This is a genomic window from Mesorhizobium sp. (genome assembly GCF_017306585.1).
Taxonomy (GTDB): domain Bacteria; phylum Pseudomonadota; class Alphaproteobacteria; order Rhizobiales; family Rhizobiaceae; genus Mesorhizobium.
Window position 1 is genome coordinate 1 of the sequence record NZ_JAFKIC010000199.1, and the last position, 26,587, is coordinate 26,587.

Below are 26,587 nucleotides of genomic sequence, written 5' to 3' on the forward strand. Positions count from 1 at the left end.
TCCTTTGCCATCTGGATGATTTCAGCATGGCGCGGCGACAGGTACATCTGGCAAGCTCCCGTTTTCGTTTTTCTTGCTTATAACCGAAAACGAAAACGATGAAAAGGCATAAGCCGGCTAATTGAATTTGCCTGATAGCAAAGGCAAAGTCCGGCGCAATGCCGAAGCGTCCCTATCAGGCCATGCCGCGCGCGATTTCGGTGATGACGGCGAAAGCAGAATCGACATCATCCCGTGTCGCTTCGAACTGTCCGACCTGAAAGCGGATCGCCACCCGCCCATCAACCCTCGTCTGCGTCAGGTAGATGCGGCCATCATCGTTGATCGCATTCACCAGGCGCAGATTGTGCTCGTCGGCGTCGGCGCCCGAAGCAACCCTGTGCCGGAACGAAAACAGCGACAGCATCGGTTCGCTGACGATTTGGAAGTCCGCTTCACCCGCCAGCCGCGCTGCAAGTCCCTCGCTCCAGGCGACGTGGTTGCGGATCATGGCGCGCAGGTTCTCCAATCCATGGGCGCGCAGCAGGAACCACAATTTGAGGGCGCGGAAGCGCCGACCGAGCGGCACCGACCATTCGGAGTAATTGATGACGCCGTCATGGCCATGGGTCTTCAAATAGTCCGGCTTGATGGCGAGCGTCCTGACATGGCTTTCGGGGTCGCGCAGGAACTGGATCGAGCAGTCGAACTGCGCGCCAAGCCATTTGTGCGGGTTGAAGACGATGGAATCGGCACCTTCGACACCGGTCCAGAAATGCCGGTATTCCGGGCAGATCATCGCCGACCCTGCCCAGGCGGCGTCGACATGCAGATAGAGCCCATGCCGCTTGGCAATCGCGGCAGCCGCGGCAATGTCGTCGGTGCCGCCGGTGGAGGTGCCACCGACGCAGGCGATGATGCCGGCCGGCAGCAGGCCGGCCTGCCTGTCGGCGACAATCGCCGCCTCGAGGGCCGCCGTGTCCATGGCGCGAAAGCGGCCGCTGACGGGAATGCGCACGAGATTGTCCTCGCCGATGCCCGCGACCCAGATCGCCCGGTCGATCGAGGTATGTACCTGGTCGGAGGAATAGATGCGCAGCCTCGCCTGCCCCGCCAGCCCCTTCTTGTTGCCTTGCCAGTCGAGCGCGCGCTCGCGCATGGTCAACACCGCATTTAGCGTGGCCGACGAGGCCGAATCCTGGATCGCCCCGGAAAACCCTTCGGGAAGGCCGAGCGCCTGTCGCATCCAGTCGACGGCGCGCGTCTCAAGTTCGGTCGCCGCCGGCGATGTCTGCCAAAGCATGCATTGGGCGGCCATCGCCGACACCAGGTACTCCGCCACCACCGAAACGGGCGCGGCGTTGGCCGGAAAATAGGCGAAGAAACGCGGATGCTGCCAATGGGTCATCCCGGGCACGATCTTGTCTTCGAAATCGGCGAAAATCCTGTCCATCGGTTCGGCGTTTTCGGGCGGCGACGCCTCGATGCTCCGGAAGATATCTCCAGGCGCAACCGCCGGACGCACCGGCAGATCACGCAGGCTTGCCCGATAGTCGGCGCCCCAGTCGGCGGCGCGCCGCGACCAGTCGCGGAATTCTTCGTTGTTCATGCATCCTCCCAAGCGACGCGCAAATGCCAGCCAGGCCGGCGCAGCCATTTCATTAACACGTTAATTATATCAAGGCAACCGGCCTGAGCAGGCCAGGCGCCCTCACCCCGGAAAATCCGGCAGGCTGGCAAAAGCCGTCTTCAGCGCGTTCGACCAGCCTTCCGAAATGGCGCGATAGTACGGGTCGTCCTGGCCGATCCGCTTCTTCAGTCCGACCTGGAAAGCGTCCTTCTCCAGGAAAAGCAGATCGAGCGGCAGGCCGACGGACAGGTTCGACTTCAGCGTCGAATCGAACGACACCAGAAGCAGCTTCACCGTCTCGGCCAGGCTCATCGTGCGCTCATAGGCGCGGATGATGATCGGCTTGCCATATTTGGTCTCGCCGATCTGGAAGAACGGCGTGTCGTCGGTCGATTCGATGAAATTGCCTTCGGGATAGATCATGAACAGGCGCGGCGGGCTGCCCTTGATCTGGCCGCCGAGGATGAAGGAGGCGTTGAAATAGGAATCGGCCTTGTCGCCTGTCGGCGAGGATTGCGCGATGACCTCTTTCACCGTGTCGCCGACCAGCCGCACCGTCTGATACATGGATGGCGTTTCGAGCAGCTTCTCATGGCGGTCCGTCACCGCCTTGGTGCGCTCGTCGAGCAGGCTGACCACCGCCTGCGTGGTCGCCAGGTTGCCGGCCGACATCAAGACGATGACGCGCTCGCCGGGCTGCTCCCAGACATGCATCTTCTTGAAGGTGGAGATCGAATCCATGCCGGCATTGGTGCGCGTGTCCGACATGAAGACGAGCCCGCGATCGATCTTGAGGCCGACGCAATAGGTCATGGTTTCTCTTCCGGCAGTTCGTCCCTGAGCATGATGCCGAACAACAACACGCCCCATCTCGTTGACCAGGAGACGGATGGAGATTTCAGGCCGATTCGACCCCGAGCATCCGGCTCCGGCCGATTACTGCTCGACGCTGACGGTCACGGCAAGCTTCTCTTGCGCCTGGCCGAGCAGAATTCCTGAAACCGGCGAGGCATCGCGATAGTCGCGCCCGATGGCTATTCTCACATAACGCTCATCGGGAGAGATACCGTTGGCGGGGTCGAAGGCAACCCATCCGAGGCCCGGAACATGCGCTTCGGCCCAGGCATGGCTGGCCGCCTGCTCGACGGCGGCGTCCATCATCAGATAGCCACTGACATAACGCGCCGGGAAACCTATGGCGCGCGCCGCGGCCGCGAAGATGTGACTGTGGTCCTGGCAGACGCCGGTCTTCAGTGCCAGGGCTACCTCCGCCGGTGTCGCCGCGTTGGTGGCGCCGGAGGTATAGGCGACGCGCTCTCCGATAAGCGCCATCAGCCGGTGCAGCCTCTCGATATCGGTTCCCTGGCCGGCGGCCTCGGCCAGTTCGCGGACACCCTTGCCGATCGTCGTCAGGGGTGTTTCCTGGGTGAACAGCCAGAGCGGCGCGAAACCCTGATGCGGTCCACTGACACCTGATGTGTCGCGCGTCATCACTTCGCCGGAGGCCTCCACGGTGATGGTGTTGTGACCGCCCTCGATGCTCACCAGCCTTGTGTCATTGCCGAAATGGTCGGCAAAACGGACTTCCTCACGCGCGCCATCGATCTTGATCGCCCATGCATTGACTGTCTGCGTCTGTCCGCTGAGCGGCAAAAGCCTCAGTCGCTGCAGCAGATACTGCACCGGTGCATCGTAGCTGTACTCGGTCCGATGGGTGATCTTGAGCCGCATCGCCATCTTCCGCTCAGTAGAACCGATAGTCCTGCGCGATCTCGTCGCCCAGCCTGGTGTTGTCACGGATGAAGCCGGCAAGGAATTCATGCAGGCCGGCGTCGAATATGTCCTTGATCGACCCGCCCCGCAGCATGGCTTGCGTCTTTTCCGCCGTCGCATGGCAGGCATGGCGCTCGCCATAGTCGTCGCCGAGGAATTTCAGGTGCTCGGCAAGGAAACGGTAGCAGAAGGTCAGCGACCTCGGCATGCGGACGTTGAGGATCAGATAGTCGGCTATGTTGGTCGGCTTATAGTCGGCATCGTAGACCCAGCGGTAGGAGCGATGCGCCGACACCGAGCGCAGGATCGATTCCCATTGGTAGTTGTCGAGGCTCGAGCCGACCCAGGAGATCGACGGCAGCAGCACGTAGTATTTGACGTCGAGAATGCGCGCGGTGTTGTCGGCGCGTTCGACATAGGTGCCGAGCTGGGAGAACTCGAAAATCTCGTTGCGCAGCATGGTGCCGTAGAAGGAACCGCGGATCAGCGCCGTCTCGCGCTTGATCGCGTCGAGCACGCTTGGCAGGTCGCGCTCGTCGATGGGTCTCGCCAGCATGCGCTTCAGCGCCATCCAGGCCTCGTTGATGCTTTCCCAGGTCTCGCGCGTCAGCGCCGTGCGGACCATGCGGGCGTTGTTCCGGGCGGTCTCGATCGACGCCATCGTGCTCGACGGATTGGACGTGTCGCGCAACAGGAAGTCGGCGACGTTAGCCGCCGTATAGTCCTGGTACTTCTGTGTGAAAGCAACGTCCGAGCCGGCGCTGAGCAGCACCGAGTTCCACTCTTCCGAGGCGTTCTGGGTGCGCGTCAGTGCCATGCGCAGCCCGGCATCCACGAGCCGCGCCATGTTTTCCGCCCGCTCGATATAGCGGTTCATCCAGTAGAGCCCGTTGGCGGTGCGGCCGAGAAGCATGAAGTGGCCCTTCGGGCTAGTGAGTAGGGAATAGGCAGTAGAGAGCAGTAAATATTTGAATTTCAATGGATTTTGGCATTTCCTATCCCCCTGTACTTCACTACTGCCTAATGCCTACTGACTATTCCCTACCTACTCTCTTCAATCATCCAGCACCCAGGTATCCTTGGTGCCGCCGCCCTGTGAGGAGTTGACGACCAGCGACCCTTCCTTGAGCGCGACGCGCGTCAACCCGCCGGGTACGAGCTGGATGCGGTCGGAGACCAGCACGTAAGGCCTGAGGTCGACGTGGCGCGGCGCCAGACCTTTTTCGGTCAGGATCGGGCATGTCGACAGCGCCAGCGTCGGCTGGGCGATGTAGTTCGACGGCTTCGCCTGCAGCTTCTTGGCAAAGGCCTCGCATTCCTTCTTGGTCGCCGCCGGCCCGACGAGCATGCCGTAGCCGCCGGAGCCATGCACTTCCTTGATGACAAGTTCGTGGATGTGCTCGAGCACATATTTCAGGCTGTCCGGTTCCGAACAGCGCCAGGTCGGGATGTTGCCGAGGATCGCCTTGCGCCCGGTGTAGAATTCGACGATCTCGGGCATGTAGGAGTAGATCGCCTTGTCGTCGGCGATGCCGGTGCCGGGCGCGTTGGCGATGGTGATGTTGCCGGCGCGGTAGACGTCCATGATGCCGGGCACGCCAAGCGCCGAATCGGGCCTGAAGGTCAGCGGATCGAGGAAAGCATCGTCGACGCGGCGGTAGAGCACATCGATCTGCTTGTAGCCTTCGGTCGTGCGCATGGCGACATGGCCGTCGACAACGCGCAAATCCTGGCCCTCGACCAATTGCACGCCCATCTGGTCGGCAAGGAAGGCATGTTCGAAATAGGCGGAGTTGTAGCTGCCGGGGGTGAGCACGGCGATGGTCGGCGCGCCCTTGGTGCCTTGCGGACGCACTGCCGCCAGCGATTGGCGCAGCAGCTGCGGGTAGTTCTCCACCGGCCGTACCTTGATCTTCTGAAACAGCTCCGGGAAAAGCTGCATCATCGTCTCGCGGTTCTCCAGCATGTAGGACACGCCCGACGGTGTGCGGGCATTGTCCTCCAGCACGTAGAACTCGTCCTCGCTGATGCGCACGATATCGACGCCGATGATGTGGGTGTAAACGCCGGCCGGCGGCCTGACCCCGATCATCTCCGGCAGGAACGCCTCGTTCCTGGCCACAAGATCGCGGGGAACGCGGCCGGCCCGCAGGATTTCCTGGCGATGATAGATGTCGTCGAGGAAAGCGTTCAACGCCTGGACGCGCTGTTCGATGCCCTGTGTCAGGCGCCGCCATTCCTGGCCGGAAATGATGCGCGGAACGATGTCGAAGGGTATGAGCCGCTCGGAGGCTTCCTGCTCACCATAGACGGCGAAAGTAATTCCGGTCTTGCGGAAGACGCGCTCGGCGTCCTGCATCTTCTCGGTGAGCCTGGCTGGATCCTGCTCCTTCAGCCAGCGGTCATAAGCCGTATACGGTCTTCTCAATCCGGAGACTTCCGGAAGCATTTCATCGAACGCTGCCAATCGCGTACTCCCCTGTAACGCCATTTCACTGGCGTCGCCGAAGAAAATCAAGCGCAATCGGTGATTTGCGGGGTACTGGCGATCAGTATGTTGGGTATGCCTAAAATTAAGGCAGCTGAAATGAGGCCTGGAACAGGCTGTGCCTCGCGCCCGGGCAATCCCGGTGGCAGCTAGAAGGCGCGGAAAGTGACGACGGTGAAGGTATCCTTGATCCCTGGGAGAATCTGGACCCTCTCGTTGACGAAGTGGCCGACATCCTCCTCATCATCGACATAGAACTTGGCGAGCAGGTCGTAATTGCCGGCGGTGGAGTAGATCTCCGAGGCGATCTCGGCATCGGCAAGCGCGCTGGCAACCTCATAGGATTTGCCGAGCTCGCATTTGATCTGCACGAAAAACGCCTTCATGGCTTCGTCCCGCTAAACTTCCAAGTCCAAGCGGCCCTTCTGGCAGACTGGAGGCGGGCTTTCAAGCGCTGCGAGCCTACTTAGCCGGCCCGAGCCTTGGCCGCGGCATCCCGGAGCTCCGCCACCGGCATGCCTCGCTTGAAAAGCCTGCCGCCGATGACCAAAGCGGGCGTACCTTGCAATCTGAAGGCGTCGGCCTGGGCCGCGTTGCGTGACAGGAGTGCATCGATCTCCGGTTGCCGCCCGGCAAGGCCCGCCCGGGCATTGGCGACGTCGACACCGACGGAACCCAGAATATCGTCGGTTCGGCGCTCGGAAAGGCCCCTCTCGTTAGACATCAGCGCATCCACGGCCGCCGCGTAGTGCCCGCCGGCCGACAATGCCATGCGCGCGGCATCCCGCGACACATCGCCAAAGATCGGCCAGTCCTTCATCACCAGCCGGACGCCATGATCCTCGGCCATCAGCTTCTTGAGTTCGACAAAGACGAGCTTGCAGACCGGGCACTGGTAGTCGACGAACTCGGCGATGGTTACATCGCCGGCAGGATTGCCGAGCGCCGGGATTGCCGGATCGAAGGCCACTTCGGTGACTGTCGGGGCGGCTTTCGCCCAGGCTGGAAAAGCAGCCAAAGCAGCAAGGGAGGCAACGCCCTTCAGCAAAAGGCGCCGGTCAACAGGCTGCACGGACATCATTCGTCCCATGACTTGCTCGCTCTCTCCCCCCGCAATTCACGATGAGCGCCCCGCCTTAAAGGAAGCTTAAGCATAAGGAATTCGCCGAGACGAGGGGAATATTGGCGAGCGATGAAACCGTGGGCCGCTGTGGCGCGTATGTTAGGATGTCTCCGGAATTGCTTTCAGGAGGCGGTTTTCGAGGGACAGCGGAGACAGGCTATGCGCCGCGCTTTTTTCGCATTCATCTTCGTTCCGTTCATGCTGATGTCATCGGCCTTTGCCGGCGACGCCGAGATCAAGGCCGGTCAGGCAGTCATCGATGGCCAGCTGAAGGCTCTGATCGCCAATGACGGCGCCAAAGCCTACAGCTTCGCCGCGCCGAACGTGAAGCAGGTCTTCCCGACGGTCGATGCCTTCATGAACATGGTGACCAACGGCTACCCGCCGGTGCGCAAGCCGCAATCCTATGCCTTCGGCAAGGTCGAGCAGACAGGCCCGGGCTCGATCATCCAGCAGGTGTTGATCGTCGGCCCGGACGGGAAGGATTATGAAGCGGTCTACACGCTGCAGCAGCAGCCGGACGGCTCGTTCCAGATCACCGGCTGCAGCCTGCGAGCGTCGAACTCGCTGAGCACCTGAGCGGCGAAAAATGCCGGAGATCAGAGCGCCGGGATATCGCCCCTCGCCCAGCCATCCGATATCTCGGCGCCGCGCACCTCGAAGCTGCCTGTCTCGATCGCCGCGCGGATGTCCTGCATCAGCTTCTGATAGTAGGAAAGATTGTTCCAGGTGAGCAGCATGGCGCCGAGCGCCTCCTGCGAACGAACAAGGTGGTGCAGATAGGCGCGTGAATAGTCCCGCGCCGCCGGGCAGTCGCTTTCCTCGTCGAGCGGGCGGTGATCGTCGGCATGGCGGGCGTTGCGCAGATTGACCTTGCCGCGCCTGGTGTAGGCCAGGCCATGCCGGCCGGCGCGCGTCGGCATCACGCAGTCGAACATGTCGATGCCGCGCGCCACTGATTTCAGGATATCGTCGGGCGTGCCGACGCCCATGAGATAGCGCGGCTTCTCGGCCGGCAGTTCCGGACAGGTGATATCGAGCATTTCGAGCATCACGGCCTGCGGTTCGCCGACGGCGAGGCCGCCGACCGCGTAGCCCTTGAGGTCCATCGCGCTCAGCGCCTGCGCCGAACGCACCCTGAGCGCGGCATTGTCGCCGCCCTGGACGATGCCGAACATCGCCTTGCCTGGTTGGTCGCCAAACGCTGTCTTGCAGCGTTCGGCCCAGCGCAGGGACAACTCCATCGCGCGCTCGATCTCTTTCAGTTCGGCCGGCAAGGCCGTGCATTCGTCGAGCTGCATCTGGATGTCGGAATCGAGCAGTCCCTGCATTTCGATCGAGCGCTCCGGCGACATTTCGTAGGGCGCGCCGTCGATGTGCGAGCGGAAGGTGACGCCCTGTTCGGTCAGTTTCCTGAGCTTCGACAGCGACATGACCTGAAAACCGCCGCTGTCGGTGAGGATCGGCCGCGGCCAGCGGGCGAATTCGTGCAGGCCGCCGAGCCGCGCAACGCGTTCGGCACCCGGCCGCAGCATCAGATGGTAGGTGTTGCCCAGGATGATGTCGGCGCCGACGCCGCGCACCTGATCCATGTACATGGCCTTGACCGTGCCGCCGGTGCCGACCGGCATGAAGGCGGGCGTACGGATCTCGCCGCGCGGCATATCGATCAGCCCGCGCCGCGCCTTGCCGTCGGTCGCCAGTACCTTGAAAGAGAACGGCTTAGTCATTGAATTCCTTGTCATGGGCTGGCGCGCCCGTCTCCGCCCGATAAAGCAGGCTTGCGTCTCCATAGGAGTAGAACCTGTAGTGGCTGTCGATGGCATGCGCATAGGCCGCGCGCATCGTGTCTAGGCCGCTGAAGGCAGACACCAGCATGAACAGGGTCGAACGCGGCAGGTGGAAATTGGTCACCAGCAGGTCGACGCTCTTGAAGCGGTAGCCGGGCGTGATGAAAATGTCGGTCGGGCCCGACCAAGCTGCCAGCGCGCCATCCTCGCGCGCCGCACTCTCCAACAGGCGCAGCGATGTGGTGCCGACGGCGACGATGCGCCCGCCCCTCGCCCTGGCCGCGTTCAACGCCTGGGCAGTCGCCTCGCTGACCGACCCGATCTCGGCATGCATCTTGTGGTCCGATGTATCGTCGGCCTTGACCGGCAGAAACGTGCCGGCGCCGACATGCAGGGTGACGAAATGGCGTTCGACACCGATGGCATCGAGAGCCGCGAAAAGTTCCGGCGTGAAATGCAGGCCCGCCGTGGGCGCCGCAACCGCGCCTTCCTCCCGGGCGTAGATGGTCTGGTAGTCGGCTCTGTCGCGCTCATCGTCATCGCGCTTCGAGGCGATGTAGGGCGGCAACGGGATGTGGCCGACGGCGCGAAGTGCTTCGTCGAGGAACGGACCGGACAGATCGAAGCCGAGCAGCGCTTCACCGCCCTCGCCCTTCTCGATCACCGTGGCGTCGAGCTGGCCGAGGAAACAGGAATTGCCGTCATGGCCGAAATGAATGCGATCGCCGGTGGCGACGCGCTTGCCAGGCCGCATGAAGGCGAGCCAGCGGTCGGGCGCGACACGCATGTGCAAGGTGGCTTCGACCTGCGCTGCCGCCTCGCCTCGCCGCCTGATGCCCTTGAGCTGCGCCGGGATGACCTTGGTGTCGTTGAACACCAGCACGTCGCCGGCCTGGAGCAAGGCTGGCAGATCGCCAACCCGGCGGTCGTCGAGCGCTTCGCCGGGCCTGACCACCAGCAGTTTGGCGCTGTCGCGCGGTTCGGCCGGACGAAGCGCGATGCGCTCCTCCGGCAGGTCGAAATCGAAGAGGTCGACGCGCATCAGTAGAGCCTGACGAGCAGCGCTCCGGCCAGAAGCAGAACCGCGCCGGCGATGCGGCCGAACGAGATTTCACGCACCGCGACGCCAAGGAAGCCAATGCGGTCGATCAGCATGCCAGCCAGCAACTGGCCCGCCACCAGGAACGCCATCAGCGCGGCAGCCCCAATGCGCGGCGTCAGGATCGTGGAAAGCGTCACGTAGAAGCCGCCGAGCATGCCGCCGGCGACGAACAGCCAGGGCGCCGGCGCCTTCCAGTCGAGCGTGATGCCTTGCAGCTTCACCACCGTGACCGAGATGATGCCGAGCACTATCGCCCCCGACAGGAACGAGAACGCGGCGGCGGCTACGGGAAGACCGAGGCCGCGCGCCAGCTGCGAATTGATCGGCGCCTGGATGGCGATGAAGGCGCCGGACAGTATGCCGAGCAGGGACCAGACAACGCCCATCATCGTCGTTTTACCTTACTTAACGTCCGCGGCGACCTTGAGCGACACGATCTTGTCGGGATCCTGCACCGGCTCGCCGCGCTTGATCTTGTCGACATTTTCCATGCCTTCGATGACCTGGCCCCAGACCGTGTACTGGCGGTTCAGGAAGGCGGCATCGTCGAAGCAGATGAAGAACTGCGAATTGGCCGAGTTCGGGTTCTGGGCGCGGGCCATCGAGCATGTGCCGCGGCCGTGATTGGCGTTGGAGAATTCCGCCTTCAGGTCCGGCTTGTCGGAGCCGCCCATGCCAGCGCGCGAAGGCGCGAAAGTCGGCTTGCTCGAATTGCCGAACTTGACGTCGCCGGTCTGCGCCATGAAGCCGTCGATGACGCGGTGGAAGACCACGCCGTCATAAGCGCCTTCCCTGGCCAGTTCCTTGATGCGGGCGACGTGGCCGGGCGCCAGGTCGGGGAAGAGTTCGATGACGACCTTGCCCTTGGTCGTTTCCATGATGAGCGCGTTCTCGCGGTCCTTGATTTCGGCCATGTCAGATATCCTTGTTTTCAAACAGATTTACTTGTCGGCGGCGATGCGCACCTTGATCATGCGGTCAGGGTCGGTGACGGTGCCGTTGTCGGCTTCGTCGCCCTTCTTGATCTTGTCCACCAGATCCATGCCGCTGACGACATTGCCGACGATGGTGTACTGGCCATCTAGCGAGGGCGCCGGCGCGAACATGATGAAGAACTGCGAATTGGCGGAGTTCGGGTCCTGCGAGCGGGCCATGCCGACCACGCCGCGCTTGTAATGCTCGGTCTTCGAGAATTCAGCCGGCAGGTTGGGGAGGTCGGAACCACCGGTGCCAACGGCTTCGGCGCTAAAACCCTTCTTCATGTTGCCGAACTTGACGTCGCCGGTCTGGGCCATGAAGCCATCGATGACGCGGTGGAAAGCGACATTGTCATAGGCATGGTCGCGCACCAGCTTCTTGATCTGGGCGACATGCTTGGGCGCCAGATCCGGGCGAAGCGCGATGGTGACGTCGCCGTCCTTGAGCGTGATGATCATGGTGTTTTCCGGATCGGCGGCGAAGGCCGAAACCGAGGCGGTCACGAGACCGGCAAGCACAATGAGGAACGAGGCAAGCTTCTTCAGCTGCATGTGTGGTTCTCCGAAATCTCTATTTCGCGAATTTTGCGGTGAGCGCGCCGGCAACCGCGGTCGGCACGAAGGGGCGGATGTCGCCCCCCATCGAGGCTATCTGGCGCACAAGTGTGGCGGTAATGGTGCGCACCGAGGGGCTGGCCGGCAAGAAAACCGTCTGCAGTTCCGGCGCCATGGTCTCGTTCATGCCGGCCATCTGCATCTCGTAATCGAGATCAGTGCCGTCACGCAGGCCACGGATCATGATCGAGGCGCCCTGTTTCCTGGCGGCATCGATGACCAGCCCGTCAAAAGCGACGACCTTGATGCGGGCGCCGTCGCGGCCGAATTCGGCCTTGGTCGCGGCCTCGATCAACTGCACCCGTTCCTCGAAGGAAAACAGCGGCTTCTTGCCCGGATGGATGCCGATCGCGGCGTAGACGATGTCGGCCACCGCCAGCGACGCTTTCAGCACATCGAGATGGCCGTTGGTCAGCGGGTCGAAGGAGCCGGCGTAAAGGGCGGTGCGTTCGGTCATGCCGGTGCTTCTAGCGGGCGCGCGGACGGAAGGCAAATCCGATCGAGATCATGCCCGTGAACCTTTTTGCGCACATGAACGACAGATGAACACGCTGATCACGAAGCCTTCACGCAGCGTTCACTAGATTGCACCCTTAATAAGATGAAACCAAAGTCCCATCTATCCGTTGTAAGGCGCAGGAGAACACGCACATGCTGATCTACATGCTCGCCACCGCAATGACCGTTGCCATGCTGATCGCCACAGTATTCGGGCTGCATCAGGAGGCGCAACGCGCCCGCGTCAAGGCAAATACGAAACGCTTCGAAGGCTTCGGCCCGCGCAAGCCGTATCGTCACTACTAAGCCAGTCTGAACTAAAACCTGGCTCTTCACCGCGCCGGCCGATTGGCCGGCGTTGTCATGTCAAGAGACCTGTAACCTGTCTATTCGGCGTTCTCCGGACCGGCATCGGCCGATGGCTCTGTCCCGGCGCCGTTCTCGACGGTCTCCTCGCCTTCCTCATCCGACTGCGGCTCCGAAATCCGCTCGACTGAAACCACCTTCTCGCCTTCGGCGGTGTTGAAGATGGTGACGCCCTTTGTGGCACGGCTGGCAAAGCGGATGCCGTTCACCGGCACGCGGATGACGGTGCCGCCATCCGACACGAGCATGATCTGGTCGTCGTTACCGACCGGGAACGTCGCCACCAGCCTGCCGATCTCGGCCGTCTTGGAGACGTCTGTGGCGCGGATGCCCTTGCCGCCGCGTCCGGTCAAGCGGAAATCATAAGACGAAGAGCGCTTGCCATAGCCATACTCGGTCACGGTCAGAACGTATTGCTCATGCGCCTTGAGGAACTCGTAGCGCTCGTCGGAGAGTTCGGTCTCCTCGCCGACTTCTTCGTTGGTCAGCGCGATCTCTTCCTCTTCACCGGCGGCGATCCCGGCGGCAAGCCGCCGTTCGGCCGCGGCCCGCTTGAGGTAGGCGGCGCGTTCCGCCGGCGGCGCATCGACATTCTCGATCACCGACATGGAGATGATCCGGTCGGTCTCGGCCATGGTTATGCCGCGCACACCAACCGAGTTGCGGCTCTGGAAGACACGCACATCGCCGACGGGGAAACGGATGCACTGGCCGGAACTGGCCGTCAGAAGCACGTCGTCATTGTCCGTGCAGGTCTCGACGCCGAGGATCTCGTCGCCTTCCTCCTCCAGCTTCATGGCGATCTTGCCGTTGCGGTTGACCTGGACGAAGTCGGACAGCTTGTTGCGGCGCACGGTGCCGCGCGTGGTGGCGAACATCACGTCGAGCTCGCCCCAGCTCGTCTCGTCCTCGGGCAGCGGCATGATGGTGGTGATACGCTCGCCCTGCTCCAGCGGCAGCATGTTGATCAGCGCCTTGCCGCGCGACTGCGGATTGCCGATCGGCAGCCGCCATACCTTTTCCTTGTAGACGATGCCACGCGAGGAGAAGAACAGCACCGGCGTGTGCGTGTTGGCCACGAACAGCCGGGTGACGAAATCCTCGTCCTTGGTCGACATGCCCGAGCGGCCCTTGCCGCCCCGGCGCTGCGCCCGGTAGAGCGACAACGGCACGCGCTTGATGTAGCCGGAATGGCTGACCGTCACGACCATGTCCTCGCGCTGGATCAGGTCCTCGTCTTCCATGTCCGCGCCGCCATCGGTGAGTTCGGTGCGACGTGGCGTGCCGAACTCGTCGCGCACGGCGGCGAGTTCGTCCTTGACGATCTGCTGGACGCGGGCGCGCGAGGACAGGATGTCGAGATAGTCCTTGATCTCGTCGCCGATCGTGTTCAGCTCATCGGCGATTTCGTCGCGGCCGAGCGCGGTCAGGCGCTGCAGGCGCAGTTCGAGGATGGCGCGCGCCTGTTCCTCGGAGAGGTTGTAGGTGCCGTCCTCATTGATGCGATGGCGCGGATCGTCGATCAGCAGGATCAGCGATTCGACATCGCCGGCCGGCCAGCGCCGCTCCATCAACTGCTCGCGCGCCGTCTGCGGATCGGGAGCGGTGCGGATCAGCTTGATCACCTCGTCGATATTGGCGACGGCGATGGCGAGGCCCACCAACACGTGGGCGCGGTCGCGCGCCTTGCGCAGCAGGAATTTGGTGCGCCGGGTGACCACCTCCTCGCGGAAGGTCACGAACGCCTTCAGCATGTCGGTCAGCGTCAGCAGTTCCGGCTTGCCGCCGTTCAGCGCCACCATGTTGGCGCCGAAGGAGGTCTGCAGCGGCGTGAAACGATAGAGCTGATTGAGGATGACGTCGGCGACGGCGTCGCGCTTCAGCTCGATGACGACGCGATAACCCTGGCGGTCGCTCTCGTCGCGAATGTCGGAAATGCCCTCGATGCGCTTGTCGCGCACCAGCTCGGCCATCTTCTCGATCATCGAGGCCTTGTTCACCTGATAGGGGATCTCGGTGATGATGATCGATTCGCGGTCGTTGCCGCGCTGTTCGATGTTGACCCTGCCGCGCATGACGATGGAGCCGCGGCCGGTGGAATAGGCGCTGTAAATGCCCGAGCGGCCAAGAACGATGCCGCCGGTCGGAAAATCCGGACCCGGGATGATCTCCATCAGCGCCGGCAGGTCGATGGCCGGATTGTCGATGATGGCGATCGCGCCGTTGCAGACTTCGCTCAGATTGTGCGGTGGAATGTTGGTGGCCATACCGACGGCGATGCCGCCGGAGCCGTTGACCAGGAGATTGGGGAAGCGGGCCGGCAGGACCTTCGGCTCGCTGCCGGACGCATCGTAGGTGTCCTGAAAATCGACGGTTTCCTTGTCGATATCCTCCAGGAGTTCATGCGCGACCTTGGTCAGCCGGGACTCGGTGTAGCGCATCGCCGCCGGCGGATCGCCGTCGATCGAGCCGAAATTGCCCTGCCCGTCGATTAGCGGCACGCGCAGCGACCAATCCTGCGCCATGCGCACCAGGGCGTCATAGATCGAGGCATCGCCATGCGGATGGTATTTACCCATCACGTCGGCGACCGGGCGCGCCGACTTCACATATTTGCGGTTCCAGTGATAGCCGCTCTCATGCGAGGCGAAGAGAATGCGGCGGTGCACGGGCTTCAGGCCGTCGCGCACATCGGGCAGAGCACGGCTGACGATCACGCTCATGGCGTAATCGAGATAGGAGCGCTGCATCTCCTCGATGATGGATATCGGCTCGATGCCGGTGGGGCCGCCGTCGGCGCCGCGCGGTGTCTTCTGGTCGGTCAAATCGGGGTCACAATCTAATCAGGAATCACTTGCTGCTTATATAGGAAGCGGGGCCGAAACTCCAATGTCGGCGCCACTTTTCCAGTGTCATTTTTGGTGGTAATTTCAAATGGATACCACTGATTGCGACGATATGGCCAAAGTGCTTTTCAGGACCGTCGCGGCAAAAGCCGCCTGTCGCGTGTCTTTCCGGCGAGGGCCTGGCGCATGACGAATCTGGCCTCCTGGCTGCCCTTCCAATCGCTGCGCGGCTGGACGCCCGCCAACATCAACGGCGACCTCATTGCCGGTTTCACGCTGGCGGCGATCGCCATTCCCGAGCAGATGGCGACGGCGCGGCTGGGCGGCTTCGCACCCGAAATCGGTTTTTTCGTCTTCGCCGCCGGTTCGGTGGCCTTCGCGGCCTTCGGCGCCAACCGCTATCTGTCGGCGGGGGCGGATTCAACCATCACGCCGCTGTTCGCCGGCGGCCTGGCGTTGCTGGCCGCCAGCGGTTCGCCGCAATATCTGGCGATGGCGGCGACGCTGGCGGTGATGGTCGGGGCGCTCGTTGTCCTTTGCGGCCTGCTTCGGCTCGGCTGGATCGCCGACCTCCTGTCGGTTCCGGTCACCACCGGCTTCCTTGCGGGCATCTCGATCCACATCATCGTCTCGCAACTGCCGGGGCTACTCGGCCTGCCGGCGGAAAGCGGCGAGACCTTGCGGCGCGTCGGCGAGATTGCCGCCAATCTCCACCTCACCAATCCCTGGAGCCTTATCCTGGGCCTCGGCGTGTTCCTTATCGTCTTTGTCTGCGAACGCATCAGTGCCCGCATTCCCGGAGCCCTGATCGGGCTGGTGCTGGCGACACTGGCTGTTATCACGCTCGGCCTGGCAAACCGTGGCGTCGCCGTGCTCGGCGCCCTGCCCAACGGCCTGCCTCAAGCCAGCCTTCCCCTTGCCGGCCTCGATGACGTCCAGGCGCTGGTTCCGCTGGCGTTGCTGATCGCCATCGTCGTCATGGTCCAGACGGCCGCCACCACCCGCTCCTTCGTGCCGCCGAATGGCGAGGCGCCCGACGTCAACCGCGACTTCGTCGGCGTCGGCGCTGGCAGCGTCGCTTCCGGCCTGTTCGGCGGCTTTCCGGTCAACGCCAGCCCGCCGCGCACGGCAATCGCGGTCCAGACGGGCGGCCACTCCCAGGTGGCGGGCCTCGTGGCAGCAGTCATCGTGCTGGCGCTCGGCGCTTTCGGCGGCGGCCTGCTTGCCAGCGTCCCGCAGGCGGCACTCGCGGGCGTGCTTCTGTTCGTCGCGCAGCGCATCCTGCGCTGGCAGGTGTTCGCCGATGTCTTCCGGCAGGCCCCGATCGAGTTCGTGCTGATCCTGATCACCATGGCGGCGATCGTGGCGCTGCCGATCCAGATCGGCGTCGCCATCGGCATCGGCCTCTCCCTGCTGCACGGCGTCTGGAGCGCGACGCGCACGCAGCCCATCGAACTCAACCAGGTTCCCGGAACATCGGTCTGGTGGCCGCCGACGCGAGGCGCCCCCGGCGATCAGACGCCCGGCGTGCTGGTCGCCGCATTCCAGGCGCCGCTGTCCTTCGTCAACGCCGATCGTTTCAAGCGCGGTTTTTGCGAACTGGTCGACGCCGGCAAGGGCGATGTGAAGCTCGTCGTGCTGGAAGCCAGTAACATTGTCGAGATCGACTACACCGCCGCCCAGGCATTGATCCAAACCGTCACCCATTGCCGCAATGCGGGCGCAATATTCGCGATTGCTCGCATGGAATCGGTGCGTGCGCAGGAAGCGCTGGCCCGGTTCGGCATCATCGACCTTGTCGGCCCGCAGCGGATCTTTCACAGCGTCGATGCCGCCATCACAACATTGCGTCCCGGCCCGCTGCCGCAGGAACAGGAGAGTTCGGCATGATCGTGCTCAGAGAGCCGCTGGTGACCCCGGTGCCGGTCAAGGAGCTGCGGCCGACACAGATTACCGTCGGCATGCGCGAGGTGGACCTGAAGCGCCAGATGATCCGCTCGCAGAGCGCGGCCAAGACAGGCGCCTTCCTTGGCAAACACATGGTACCCGTCGTGCTGGGGCCGAAGAAGCGCAACTATGTCACCGATCACCATCATCTCGCCCGCGCCTTGCTCGAGGAAGGGGTCAAGGACGTGCTGGTGACTGTCATCAGCGACCTGTCGGCGCTGGACAAGGACGCGTTTCTGTTCATGCTGGACAACCGGGGCTGGATGCACCCGTTCGATGCGAACGGCCAGCGCCGCGATTACGCGGCGATCCCGAGAACGATCGGCGACCTCGTTGACGACCCCTACCGCAGCATGGCCGGCGAACTGCGCCGGCTGGGCGGCTACGCCAAGGATACCACGCCGTTCAGCGAGTTCATCTGGGCCGACTTTCTGCGCCGGCGCATCGACAGGGATGCCGTGGTGAAGAACTTCGACAAGGCGATGAAGGAAGCGCTCGCCCTCTCCAAAGGCAAGGACGCGGACTATCTGCCGGGCTGGTGCGGGCCTACCACCGACTGACGCTGCGGGAATTGTCCCTTCAGCCGGCGAAGGAACGCCCGGCGCGATACTGGCCCGGCGTCTGGCCCATCACGTTGCGGAACCGGCGATTGAAGGTCGACAGGTCGTTGAACCCGGCCTCGAACGCTATTGCCGAGATGGCATCGTGTGAGGTGCGCAACCGCACCGCGGCGCGATGCAGCCTGGTCCTGAGCAGGAATTGATAGGGTGTCATGCCGGCGACCTGCCTGAAGGTTCTCAGGAAATGGTACGGGCTGGTCGCCGTCTCCCCGGCAAGCATCGATAGTGAAACCGGCGCGTCGGCATCGAACTCGATCCGACGCACGGCCTCGGCAACCCGTTTCTGATCGCGGCGGCTCGGGGTGCGGGCGAGATGCGTGGTGCCCGTGGCGGTCGCAATGGCTGCTCCCGCGATGCGCAGTCCGAGTTCCTCGAAGGCGCCGGTCTCGGACATATCGCGGGCGGCTTCCGTCTCCGCCAGCAGCGGCGCCATGACCGGCAAAGGCGGTAGGCGCGGCGCTTCGAAGTTTAGCGTCCTGGCGCCAGGGACGTCGGCCACGATCCTTTCCATGTAGGCCGGTGCGAAATGGAACGAGACACAGCGGTCGCCGCTGCCATGCTCGTGCCCGCATTCATAGCAGGTGCCGGAATTGCCGAGCAGAAGCGCGCCCGGCGCCAACATGGCGGTGCCTTGTTGCGCGCGGTAGCGGAACGTACCGCTGGTGACCACCGCGATGCAGAAATCCCGATGCGCTTCCTCGAATGGCCGATCGCCCGCGCCGGCGGTGCAGATCACATCCGCCACATGCCAGCCTGGTCCGGAAGCGAAGGTTTTGGTGATCGCCGTCATCACCAAAATATAGCAATTTTTCCCAAGCCCAGAAGCCCGCCAACGCTTACTGCTCCCGGTCTCCTGACAAGAAGAGATCGTAGCGATGTTCGACCCCTTTGCGGACGCCTTGCACAGTCCCGGACCAATCGACGGGCTTGCCGACAAACTGAACCTCTATGGTCGCTTCGCCGGCGCCTGGACGTTCGAAGCCTCGCGCCATCTCGAGGACGGCACGGTGCTGACCGGGCGCGGCGAGGTGCATTTCGGCTGGGTGCTGGAGGGCCGCGCAATCCAGGATGTGTGGATCCTGCCAGCCCGGAACGCCGGCCCCCAGCCGGCGCTTGGCACGTGGACATTCTACGGCACGACGCTGCGCCTCTACGACCCCGGCGCGGATGCCTGGCACATATTCTGGAGCGACCCGCGCAACCAGTATTACAGCCGCCAGCTCGGTCGGGCCGAGGGTGACAGGATCGTACAGGTCGGTGCCGACGGCACCGGAGCTTCGGTTCGCTGGAGCTTTTCGCGCATCACGGAGAATTCCTTCCGATGGCTCGGCGAGCGCTCGTCCGACAATGGCGCGACCTGGCGCCTGGAGGTGGAATTCCTGGCGCGCCGCGTGGCGGCAACTCAGCCAGATAAGGCATTGTAACAATGGAGGAAAACATGTTCGACCACGTCTCGATCGGCGTTCGCGACAGCAACGCTTCAAAGCGTTTTTACGATGCCGCTCTGAAGCCGCTGGGATATAGCTGCCTCAGCCAGTCACCGGGGTCGCTCGGCTATGGCGCCCAAAGTGTCGCCTTGTGGGTGAACGAGGCGGCTCGGCCTGTGCCAGCTGATGAAAAGTCAGGGTTGCACTTCTGCTTCGCCGCGCCGACGCGGGATAGCGTCGATGCCTTCCATGCCGCTGCCCTGCGCGCTGGCGGCCGCGACAATGGCGCGCCGGGTCTGCGCGCCGACTATGGCGAAAACTATTACGCGGCGTTCGTCATCGACCCGGACGGCTATCGTCTTGAAGCCTATTGCGGCACTGCCGGCTAAGCGCGCCGGTTTCGCAACGCTGACTGTTCCCACCGACCGGGCTTTGCTCTACCAATATCGGAGTACGGGCCCGGCCCGGCGGGAGGGGTCAGAGATGCCGAGCTTCGACAGCCTGTTCAACGCCTTCGTCACCATCCTGGTGACCATCGATCCGCCCGGCCTGGCGCCGCTGTTTCTTGCCGTGACACGCGGCATGAACCGCGAGGAACGCCAGCAGGTGTCGGTCCGCGCCTCGGTCATCGGCTTCCTGGTGATGGCGCTGTTCGCCGTCGCCGGCGCCTCGATCCTTTCGGTGTTCGGCATCACGCTGCCGGCCTTCCGGGTCGCCGGCGGCTTCCTGCTCTTCTTCATTGCCTTCGAAATGGTGTTCGAGCGCCGGCAGGACCGCAAGGAGAAGATCGGTGACGTCGCCATCACGAAGGACATGATCCACAACATCGCCGCCTTCCCGCTGGCGATCCCGCTGATCGCCGGCCCCGGCGCGATTTCGGCGACGGTGCTGCTCTCCGGGTCGTTCCAGGGCTTTGCCGCGCAGGCGGCACTCGTCGGCATCATCTTTGCCTGCCTGGTCATCACCTATCTGGTGTTCGTGCTGTCGGAGCGCATCGACCGCATCCTCGGCCAGACCGGCCGTTCGATCCTGACCCGCCTGCTCGGCGTCATCCTGGCGGCGCTGGCGGTGCAGTTCGTGGCGGACGGGATCAAGGCGCTGATGGTCGGGTAGCGTCTGAAATGACTGTCGATCCAAGGATTGTCGAACTGGAACTGGCATTGTTGAAGGCGCCAACGCGCTCCGATCCGGATTTTCTCGACGCTGTCCTGGACGACGACATGATCGAGTTCGGCAAGTCCGGCTATGAATACGACAAGCAATCAATCATGGCGGCGCTGACGGACACGAAAGAAGAGCCGATGCCGAATGACCAGCTTGAGATGACCGCCATAAGAGCTGTTCAATTGGCTCCTGGCGTCGTCCTCCTCACCTATCGGCTGCAACCCCGGGCAGAGAACGCCGTGCCGTCGTTGCGGAGCTCGGTCTGGAAACGCCGCGACCAGGATTGGCGACTGGTCTTCCACCAGGGAACCCGTGCAGCCCTATGAATGACCAGGCAATTGCGGATGAGGCAGCCGCCTGCCTTACTTCGCCGCCGTATCGATGACCTCGAAATCATGCGTCAGCGTCGCGGTCTTGGCCATCATGGCGGAAGCCGAGCAGTATTTGTCGATCGAAAGGTCGATGGCGCGCTTGACCTTGTCGTGCGACAGGGCGCGGCCCTTGACGATGAAATGCATGTGGATGCGGGTGAACACTTTGGGATCAGTCTCGGCGCGGTCGGCATCGAGTTCCACCACGCAGTCCTCGACCGCCTCGCGGCCCTTTTCCAGAATATGGACCACGTCATAGGCGGAGCAGCCGCCGGTGCCGATCAACACCAGTTCCATCGGGCTCGGCCCCGGCGTCTTGCCGTCAGGGCCGGACGCCGTTCCCAGCACGAGCTTGTGGCCGCTGCCGGATTCTCCGACGAAGGTGCGCTCCTCGACCCATTTCACCCGTGCTTTCACTGCCCTGTCCTTTCAGTCCCTTGACCGCCCGCATTCCGGTCGGGTCAACAATGCAAAACCCCGAGAGCCGATGCCGGACCCTCGGGGTGTATCATGAGGCGGTGTCAGCCGCTCGCTGATGCGCGATCAGAACGGGATTTCGTCGTCCAGCTCGCGCGAGGAACCACCGCCACCGCCGCCCCTCGATGAGCCGCCGCCACGATTGAAGCTTTCGTTCGGGCTGGACTGGCCGAAATCGGAACCACGGCTGCTGCCGCCGGAATAGCCGCCGACCTGCCCGCCCTCGCCCTGGCCACGCGCGTCGAGCATCTGCAACTCGCCGCGGAATTTCTGCAGCACGACTTCCGTCGTGTACTTGTCGGCGCCGGTCTGGTCCTGCCATTTGCGGGTCTGCAACTGGCCCTCGACATAGACCTTCATGCCCTTCTTCAGATACTGCTCCGCCACCTTGGCGAGCTGGTCGTTGAAGATGACGACATTGTGCCACTCGGTCTTTTCCTTGCGCTCGCCCGAGTTCTTGTCGCGCCAGCTTTCCGACGTCGCAATGCGGATGTTGACGACCGGCTCGCCCGAATTCAGGCGGCGAACTTCAGGGTCCGCGCCGAGATTGCCGACCAGAATGACCTTGTTGACGCTACCCGCCATGATACTTCTCCGCGCTCATCCGAAACAAATTTTTGTGGCAGCACCTTACAGGCTGCGCACGATCGCCGCCTGCCAAGGCTGGCTTTTCCCACAAGGTTTTTGTTCTCTTTTCGTTCCTATATGCATTGCCGCTGATTGTCAAGAAATGGCGGCAATGTCGAGATCCCACATATGGGTTTTAAAACTGCGCTTGCCAAATCAATAAGTATCGACTTATGCTTTTGCCATGATCGAAGCAGAGATTTTCCGCGCCCTGGCAGACCCGACGAGACGCGCGGTCTTCGAAAGGCTCGCCGCGAGCGAGATGAGCGTATCGGAACTGCGCAGCGGCCTGACGGTGTCGCAGCCGGCGGTCTCCCAGCACCTGGCGGTCCTGCGGGGCGCCGGCCTTGTGATCGAGCGTCGGGCCGGCCGCAACGCCTATTATCGCGCTGATCCGCAGGGGCTTGCACCGCTGCTTTCCTGGATCGAACGCTACCGCGCCTTCTGGCCGGAGCGCATCGAAAGGCTGAAGACCGTTTTGAAGGACATGGATCAATGAAGACCGAGACCGACGCCGCCCCGGATGCGCTGGAGTTCGAATACGATCTTGCCGAGCCGCCGGAAAAGGTATGGCGGGCCCTGACGGTTCCGGAATTGCTGGCCGCCTGGATGATGCCGAACGATATCAAACCGCAGGCGGGCAGCCGCTTTGCCTTCGCGCAAGCGGATGCGGCGATCGAATGCGAAATTCTCGAAGCCCAGCCCGAACGATTGCTGCGCTATTCCTGGCGCGAGCAGGCGGGCGACATGGATGAACCGCTCGACAGCACCGTCACTTTCACACTCGCCCGCACGGTTTCCGGCGGCACGCATCTGCGCATCGTCCATGACGGCTTTGCCCGCAAGGCGGTGCCTGCTGTTGCCATGGCGGGCGCCGGTTGCCGGCTTTCCCTGGCGTCGCCGGGAGTTGGAAAGCCTGTCGCCGCGAACATCCCGCCGATGATGCGCGCGGCCTGAACAAAGACAATGGAGAAGACCATGAGCGGTGTTGCCAGCCTTGTGCCGATGGTGATCGAGCAATCCAGCCGCGGCGAGCGCGCCTTCGACATTTTTTCGCGATTGCTGCGCGAGCGTATCGTCTTCATCAACGGCGAGATCAATGACGATGTGTCGGCATTGGTCTGCGCACAGCTTCTGTCGCTGGAGTCCGATAATCCCGACAAGGAAATCTCGCTCTACATCAATTCGCCGGGCGGCGTCGTGACCAGCGGCTTCGCCATCTACGACACGATGCAGTATATCAGTTGCCCCGTATCGACCGTGTGCATGGGCTTTGCCGCATCTATGGGATCGTTCCTGCTGATGGCGGGCACGCCGGGGCGCCGCATCGCGCTGCCGAATGCCACCATCCTGCTGCATCAGCCGCTGGGCGGCTTCCAGGGTCAGGCGTCCGACATACAGCGGCATGCCGAGCGCATCAGCCGGACCAAGCGGCACATGACCGAACTCTACGCTCAACATTGCGGCCGCACCTATGAGGAAGTCGAGCGCACGCTGGACCGCGACCATTTCATGACCGCGCGGGAAGCGCAGGCATGGGGCATTGTCGACCACGTCTTCGATACCCGTAAGAAGGCAGCCTGATCGGCCGAACGCACTAATTTGATTGCCGCGCCGGTGGTATCGCCTCAATCGGCCGGCTATAGTTGGCGGATGACCACGCATCGGATACCATGGCTTTTTCGCATAATCCTCACGGCCCTCGCCGCCACGATTATGGCCTGCCCTGCGGCTTTCGCCGATGACAGTTCGGCCCAGAAGCTGCCCGGCGTCAGCGGCGACTACCGCATCGCCAAGCCCGCGCCGCAACCGGAACCGGATGACGCGCTGCCAGCCGGCAATGACGGGTCGTTCAAGATCGGCAACACCGATGTCAGGATCGGCGGCAGCATAACCTTGGACATGGCAACAGGCGGCAACCGAATTCCCAACCACTGACGGGCGGCCGCAAAGCTGGTCCGATCGATAGGTTGGTGCCGTGTGCTTATCGAGGACTGTGGCGATTTTGACGACATCCACTATGCGGGATCGCAAAAATTCAAGCCCCGCCGCTGCTGCCGCAGTCTGACGGGGCCTTCATGGATATCAAATCCAACTCTTGCCGGGAATGTTTTACCGGCTTTCGATCTCGGATGCTTCGCGGCTTTCAGCCGACGATCCGACCAGTGGTCTCTGATTTTCGGAGATTCGGCAGGTCACGGTTTGTCGGGCGGCGTATACGCCTGCCTCTGGCACTTATGCCTGCCGCGGCTTCAATGACACTTGAAGCCCTGGGGGACTGTCCGGCGGCGTCATGCTCCGCTCCTTTTGTCCGTTGCGACATTGTCTTTCCGAAGCGCAAATCGCTTGTGCCTGCGGCGTCTCGCAGGCCGCCTTGCGGCGGCGAGGCCATCGAAAGACAGCCGGCTTCGTCTGACGCTTTCGAGACTGCGCCTCTTGGCCTGGAGGGTCAAGGAAGAAGAGCCGGCAAAGCCATTTTGTGATTTAATCGATTGAGCTTGAAACAAACCGTCATGGGCTTTGGCAGGTGATGGTGGCGAAGCCATCGCAGATGCCCGCGTTGCAAACCTTCTTGTCCCCCATCGAAACGGTCGCTCCTATAGCCGGATCCTTGGTGAACGCCGCTACTTTCTGGAAACCGCGAGATTTGCAGTAGAGATCCGCGGCGCGCATGCCGCACATCTGCTGATGGTTCCAGCACCAGTCGAGGCGCACCAGACTGATGACACCGGTGATGCCGCCATATTTGAAACTCGGCTTGTTGAAGGTCTGCTCTTTCGCGGCCGCGACATCGGGAGCGGCGAGGAGCAGACCCGATACCAGCACCTGGGCCAGACCTATTGGACGAAGGCTCTTCAATGGCATGCGGTTTCCCCTTCTCGCTTACTGGCACACGATGGTGGCGAAGCTGTCGCAGTTGCCGTCGCAGACCTGCGAATTGCTGATGACCCTGGTCATCCCGCCGACATGCGCCGCCTTCTGGAACGACTTGACGCCGCCATGGCCCTTGCTCTGGCAGAACGCTTCGGCAGCGGGCTTGCCGCACTGCTTTTGCCAGGCATAGCACCAGTCCAGCCGCAGCCCCTTGAAGGTCGGCGCCTCGTATTTCAACACCGCCACGGGCAATGGAGGCTTGAAGCAGGTGATCTGGGAAAAGCTGTCGCAATTGGTGTCCGCGCACAGCGACGAGTCGCCGATGGTGCGGGTCAGGCCGACATTGGCGGCTTTCGAAAAGGCGGCGGCGTTCTTGTAGCCCTGACTCTGGCACCAGGCATTGGCGGCCTTTTCCCCGCAGCCCTTCTGGAACGAAAAGCACCAGTCGAGCCGGTTGCCGCCGACTTTCGGATGCTTGAAAACCTCTTCGGACGCCAGGGCCGGCTTCACCGCCATCGACGCCGCGAGCATCATCAGGACCAGAATTGATTTTCCCACCATATTTCCCCTTTCAATGCAGTCGCGGAACGGCTCGCAAATCCACGGGCAATCGTCGTCCACCGAACGGTGGACGTTTTCGCCTCGTCACCCTAAGGTCGCCAAAATCAGCTTCGGGGGGAGCATGTCGAAGACCGCGGACGGCCTGCGCGACACGGAACTTTTGTCACTGCTGATCGGCCTGATCTACGATTGTGCCATCGACCCGTCGAACTGGGAGCGGACGCTGGCGGAAATCCGGCGATCACTCGGTTTCTGCAACGGCATGTTCACGGTGTGGACGGCGCCGAACGGCCTGCCGATCCTCAACGTGACCAGCGGCATCGCCGACGATTACGCTCGGCGCATTCCGGAACACGGCGCCGACATCGTCGCGCAATGGGGCGGCGCGGAGCGCATAGCGAGCTTCGCCGTCGGCGAGCCGAAGGTGCTCTCCCGGGAGCGGGAACAAGGCATATGGGCCGACACTCCCTACTACCGCGACTGGATCGAACCGCAGGGCATCATCGACCTGATGGCGATACCGATCACGCGCGACAGGGACACGACCTGCTCGGTCGGCTTCGCGCGGCACCATAGCCAAGGCGCCATCGGCGAGCGGGAAGTGGCACTCGCCCGCCTGCTTGTTCCCCATATTCAACGCGCGGTGGCAATAAGCCGGATTCTCGATGTGAAAACCCTGGCGGCAGCCAACCTGGTGGCCGCGCTGGATGCCGTCGCCGCCGGCGTGGTGCTGGTCGACAGGGAGCGTGGCATCCTGTGTGCGAACAAGGCAGCGCGGGCCATGTTCACCGGCGGAGGCCCGGTCATCGACCAGAGAGGCACACTGGCTCTTGGCAGCGCGGCCGGAACGACGGCGCTTCGCCAGGCCATGAGCCAGGCTCACGGCCTTGGAGAGACTCCCGACCGACGAGGCACGGACATCCCCGCGATACGGCCCGACGGTTCGCCGGCCGTGGTGCATGTCCTGCCTCTGAGCCAGGGGGCTTTACGCCCGAACCTCGCGCCGGGCGCCAGCGCCGCCATTTTCATCGCCCCTGCGACGGGTTTGACCCAGCCGTCCGGCGAGACCGTCGCTGCCCTGTTCGACCTGACACCGGCGGAAACGCGCGTCTACCTGGCAATCTCCGACGGAAAAACGCTTGCCGAGACCGCAAAGGCGCTCGGCATAAGCCATGCGACGGCAAAGACACATCTCCTGCGGCTGTTTGCCAAGACAGGCACCCATCGGCAAGCCGAGCTGGTGCGTCTGGCCGGTTCCTTCGCGACACCGGCCTGACCGAGATTGTCAGGAGTATGTTCGGTTTTTGTTCTTTCCGCTTGCCCCCTCGCGCG

At 63.0% G+C, this 26,587-nt stretch carries 32 protein-coding genes; 13 read left to right on the plus strand and 19 right to left on the minus strand.

Annotation, left to right across the window (positions count from 1 at the left end):
* Positions 1 to 175 precede the first annotated feature (175 nt).
* From J0I79_RS24380 to J0I79_RS24410, 7 genes are all read right to left on the minus strand, one after another.
* Positions 176 to 1,588, minus strand: coding sequence for an aspartate aminotransferase family protein (locus J0I79_RS24380; protein ID WP_292865208.1), 1,413 nt, complete (start codon positions 1,586 to 1,588; stop codon positions 176 to 178).
* 102 nt (positions 1,589 to 1,690) lie between these two features.
* Positions 1,691 to 2,422 carry a peptidase gene (locus J0I79_RS24385; RefSeq protein ID WP_292865212.1) on the minus strand — a complete coding sequence of 244 codons (732 nt, stop codon included), beginning with the start codon at positions 2,420 to 2,422 and terminating at the stop codon, positions 1,691 to 1,693.
* Between the two features lie 123 nt (positions 2,423 to 2,545).
* Positions 2,546 to 3,340 carry a transglutaminase family protein gene (locus J0I79_RS24390; RefSeq protein ID WP_292865294.1) on the minus strand — a complete coding sequence of 265 codons (795 nt, stop codon included), beginning with the start codon at positions 3,338 to 3,340 and terminating at the stop codon, positions 2,546 to 2,548.
* Between the two features lie 13 nt (positions 3,341 to 3,353).
* Positions 3,354 to 4,295, minus strand: a complete 942-nt coding sequence (locus J0I79_RS24395) for an alpha-E domain-containing protein (protein WP_292865215.1) — start codon at positions 4,293 to 4,295, stop codon at positions 3,354 to 3,356.
* A 141-nt stretch (positions 4,296 to 4,436) separates the two neighbouring features.
* A complete protein-coding gene (locus J0I79_RS24400) occupies positions 4,437 to 5,849 on the minus strand; it encodes a circularly permuted type 2 ATP-grasp protein (RefSeq protein ID WP_292865218.1) in 1,413 nt (470 codons plus the stop codon).
* A 170-nt stretch (positions 5,850 to 6,019) separates the two neighbouring features.
* Positions 6,020 to 6,256 (minus strand): Lrp/AsnC ligand binding domain-containing protein, encoded by a 237-nt coding sequence (locus J0I79_RS24405; protein WP_127258914.1) that lies wholly within the window; start codon positions 6,254 to 6,256, stop codon positions 6,020 to 6,022.
* 80 nt (positions 6,257 to 6,336) lie between these two features.
* Positions 6,337 to 6,960, minus strand: a complete 624-nt coding sequence (locus tag J0I79_RS24410; protein WP_292865222.1) for a DsbA family protein — start codon at positions 6,958 to 6,960, stop codon at positions 6,337 to 6,339.
* A gap of 192 nt (positions 6,961 to 7,152) precedes the next feature.
* Here J0I79_RS24410 and J0I79_RS24415 point away from each other — a divergent pair, with 192 nt between their 5' ends.
* Positions 7,153 to 7,572, plus strand: a complete 420-nt coding sequence (locus tag J0I79_RS24415) for a DUF4864 domain-containing protein (protein ID WP_292865225.1) — start codon at positions 7,153 to 7,155, stop codon at positions 7,570 to 7,572.
* Positions 7,573 to 7,592: 20 nt separating this feature from the next.
* Here the strand turns inward: J0I79_RS24415 and tgt are convergent, their stop codons facing one another.
* From tgt to coaD, 6 genes are all read right to left on the minus strand, one after another.
* Positions 7,593 to 8,723 (minus strand): tRNA guanosine(34) transglycosylase Tgt, encoded by a 1,131-nt coding sequence (gene tgt, locus J0I79_RS24420; protein WP_292865228.1) that lies wholly within the window; start codon positions 8,721 to 8,723, stop codon positions 7,593 to 7,595.
* Positions 8,716 to 9,825 (minus strand): tRNA preQ1(34) S-adenosylmethionine ribosyltransferase-isomerase QueA, encoded by a 1,110-nt coding sequence (gene queA, locus J0I79_RS24425; protein ID WP_292865232.1) that lies wholly within the window; start codon positions 9,823 to 9,825, stop codon positions 8,716 to 8,718. Before queA ends, tgt begins: the two co-directional genes overlap by 8 nt.
* Complete coding sequence (locus tag J0I79_RS24430; RefSeq protein ID WP_292865234.1) at positions 9,825 to 10,274, minus strand: DMT family transporter; 450 nt, start codon at positions 10,272 to 10,274, stop codon at positions 9,825 to 9,827. The genes queA and J0I79_RS24430 overlap by 1 nt, the downstream gene beginning before the upstream one ends.
* 12 nt (positions 10,275 to 10,286) lie before the next feature.
* Positions 10,287 to 10,799, minus strand: coding sequence for a peptidylprolyl isomerase (locus tag J0I79_RS24435; RefSeq protein ID WP_292865237.1), 513 nt, complete (start codon positions 10,797 to 10,799; stop codon positions 10,287 to 10,289).
* A gap of 27 nt (positions 10,800 to 10,826) precedes the next feature.
* Positions 10,827 to 11,321 (minus strand): peptidylprolyl isomerase, encoded by a 495-nt coding sequence (locus J0I79_RS24440; protein ID WP_292865296.1) that lies wholly within the window; start codon positions 11,319 to 11,321, stop codon positions 10,827 to 10,829.
* Positions 11,322 to 11,433: 112 nt separating this feature from the next.
* The gene (coaD, locus tag J0I79_RS24445) at positions 11,434 to 11,934 is read right to left on the minus strand and encodes a pantetheine-phosphate adenylyltransferase (protein WP_292865240.1); all 501 of its coding nucleotides are present in this window, start codon (positions 11,932 to 11,934) and stop codon (positions 11,434 to 11,436) included.
* Between the two features lie 194 nt (positions 11,935 to 12,128).
* On the opposite strand from coaD, the gene J0I79_RS24450 reads away from it, so the two are divergent.
* Positions 12,129 to 12,281, plus strand: a complete 153-nt coding sequence (locus tag J0I79_RS24450; RefSeq protein ID WP_292865243.1) for a hypothetical protein — start codon at positions 12,129 to 12,131, stop codon at positions 12,279 to 12,281.
* An 80-nt stretch (positions 12,282 to 12,361) separates the two neighbouring features.
* Here J0I79_RS24450 and gyrA read toward each other — a convergent pair whose 3' ends face one another.
* Complete coding sequence (gene gyrA / locus J0I79_RS24455) at positions 12,362 to 15,166, minus strand: DNA gyrase subunit A (protein ID WP_292865246.1); 2,805 nt, start codon at positions 15,164 to 15,166, stop codon at positions 12,362 to 12,364.
* Positions 15,167 to 15,373: 207 nt separating this feature from the next.
* Between gyrA and J0I79_RS24460 the strand changes: the two genes are divergently transcribed.
* Positions 15,374 to 17,077 carry a SulP family inorganic anion transporter gene (locus J0I79_RS24460; protein ID WP_292865249.1) on the plus strand — a complete coding sequence of 568 codons (1,704 nt, stop codon included), beginning with the start codon at positions 15,374 to 15,376 and terminating at the stop codon, positions 17,075 to 17,077.
* Positions 17,074 to 17,694 (plus strand): ParB-like protein, encoded by a 621-nt coding sequence (locus J0I79_RS24465; protein ID WP_292865252.1) that lies wholly within the window; start codon positions 17,074 to 17,076, stop codon positions 17,692 to 17,694. Before J0I79_RS24460 ends, J0I79_RS24465 begins: the two co-directional genes overlap by 4 nt.
* Before the next feature lie 19 nt (positions 17,695 to 17,713).
* Here the strand turns inward: J0I79_RS24465 and J0I79_RS24470 are convergent, their stop codons facing one another.
* Positions 17,714 to 18,544 (minus strand): AraC family transcriptional regulator, encoded by an 831-nt coding sequence (locus J0I79_RS24470; protein WP_292865255.1) that lies wholly within the window; start codon positions 18,542 to 18,544, stop codon positions 17,714 to 17,716.
* A gap of 85 nt (positions 18,545 to 18,629) precedes the next feature.
* On the opposite strand from J0I79_RS24470, the gene J0I79_RS24475 reads away from it, so the two are divergent.
* From J0I79_RS24475 to J0I79_RS24490, 4 genes are all read left to right on the plus strand, one after another.
* Complete coding sequence (locus tag J0I79_RS24475; RefSeq protein ID WP_292865258.1) at positions 18,630 to 19,178, plus strand: hypothetical protein; 549 nt, start codon at positions 18,630 to 18,632, stop codon at positions 19,176 to 19,178.
* Between the two features lie 14 nt (positions 19,179 to 19,192).
* Positions 19,193 to 19,570 (plus strand): VOC family protein, encoded by a 378-nt coding sequence (locus J0I79_RS24480; RefSeq protein ID WP_292865261.1) that lies wholly within the window; start codon positions 19,193 to 19,195, stop codon positions 19,568 to 19,570.
* 94 nt (positions 19,571 to 19,664) lie between these two features.
* Positions 19,665 to 20,294, plus strand: coding sequence for a MarC family protein (locus J0I79_RS24485; protein WP_140607051.1), 630 nt, complete (start codon positions 19,665 to 19,667; stop codon positions 20,292 to 20,294).
* Positions 20,295 to 20,302: 8 nt separating this feature from the next.
* Entirely contained in the window at positions 20,303 to 20,671 is a 369-nt protein-coding gene (locus J0I79_RS24490) for a DUF4440 domain-containing protein (RefSeq protein WP_292865268.1), read from the plus strand.
* 36 nt (positions 20,672 to 20,707) lie between these two features.
* Here J0I79_RS24490 and J0I79_RS24495 read toward each other — a convergent pair whose 3' ends face one another.
* Both J0I79_RS24495 and ssb read right to left on the minus strand, forming a co-directional pair.
* On the minus strand, positions 20,708 to 21,133 hold the full coding sequence (locus J0I79_RS24495) for an OsmC family protein (RefSeq protein WP_292865271.1): 426 nt from the start codon (positions 21,131 to 21,133) through the stop codon (positions 20,708 to 20,710).
* 126 nt (positions 21,134 to 21,259) lie between these two features.
* The gene (gene ssb, locus J0I79_RS24500) at positions 21,260 to 21,778 is read right to left on the minus strand and encodes a single-stranded DNA-binding protein (RefSeq protein ID WP_292865274.1); all 519 of its coding nucleotides are present in this window, start codon (positions 21,776 to 21,778) and stop codon (positions 21,260 to 21,262) included.
* A 226-nt stretch (positions 21,779 to 22,004) separates the two neighbouring features.
* On the opposite strand from ssb, the gene J0I79_RS24505 reads away from it, so the two are divergent.
* From J0I79_RS24505 to J0I79_RS24520, 4 genes are all read left to right on the plus strand, one after another.
* Positions 22,005 to 22,319, plus strand: coding sequence for a metalloregulator ArsR/SmtB family transcription factor (locus J0I79_RS24505; RefSeq protein WP_292865276.1), 315 nt, complete (start codon positions 22,005 to 22,007; stop codon positions 22,317 to 22,319).
* Complete coding sequence (locus J0I79_RS24510) at positions 22,316 to 22,777, plus strand: SRPBCC domain-containing protein (protein ID WP_292865278.1); 462 nt, start codon at positions 22,316 to 22,318, stop codon at positions 22,775 to 22,777. The genes J0I79_RS24505 and J0I79_RS24510 overlap by 4 nt, the downstream gene beginning before the upstream one ends.
* Positions 22,778 to 22,798: 21 nt before the next feature.
* Complete coding sequence (locus J0I79_RS24515; protein WP_292865281.1) at positions 22,799 to 23,404, plus strand: ATP-dependent Clp protease proteolytic subunit; 606 nt, start codon at positions 22,799 to 22,801, stop codon at positions 23,402 to 23,404.
* Between the two features lie 132 nt (positions 23,405 to 23,536).
* On the plus strand, positions 23,537 to 23,758 hold the full coding sequence (locus J0I79_RS24520) for a hypothetical protein (RefSeq protein WP_292865284.1): 222 nt from the start codon (positions 23,537 to 23,539) through the stop codon (positions 23,756 to 23,758).
* Positions 23,759 to 24,331: 573 nt separating this feature from the next.
* Here the strand turns inward: J0I79_RS24520 and J0I79_RS24525 are convergent.
* A complete protein-coding gene (locus tag J0I79_RS24525; protein ID WP_292865287.1) occupies positions 24,332 to 24,685 on the minus strand; it encodes a hypothetical protein in 354 nt (117 codons plus the stop codon).
* 18 nt (positions 24,686 to 24,703) lie between these two features.
* Complete coding sequence (locus J0I79_RS24530) at positions 24,704 to 25,252, minus strand: hypothetical protein (RefSeq protein WP_292865289.1); 549 nt, start codon at positions 25,250 to 25,252, stop codon at positions 24,704 to 24,706.
* Positions 25,253 to 25,376: 124 nt separating this feature from the next.
* Between J0I79_RS24530 and J0I79_RS24535 the strand changes: the two genes are divergently transcribed.
* On the plus strand, positions 25,377 to 26,531 hold the full coding sequence (locus tag J0I79_RS24535) for a helix-turn-helix transcriptional regulator (RefSeq protein WP_292865292.1): 1,155 nt from the start codon (positions 25,377 to 25,379) through the stop codon (positions 26,529 to 26,531).
* The last annotated feature ends 56 nt before the right edge of the window (positions 26,532 to 26,587 follow it).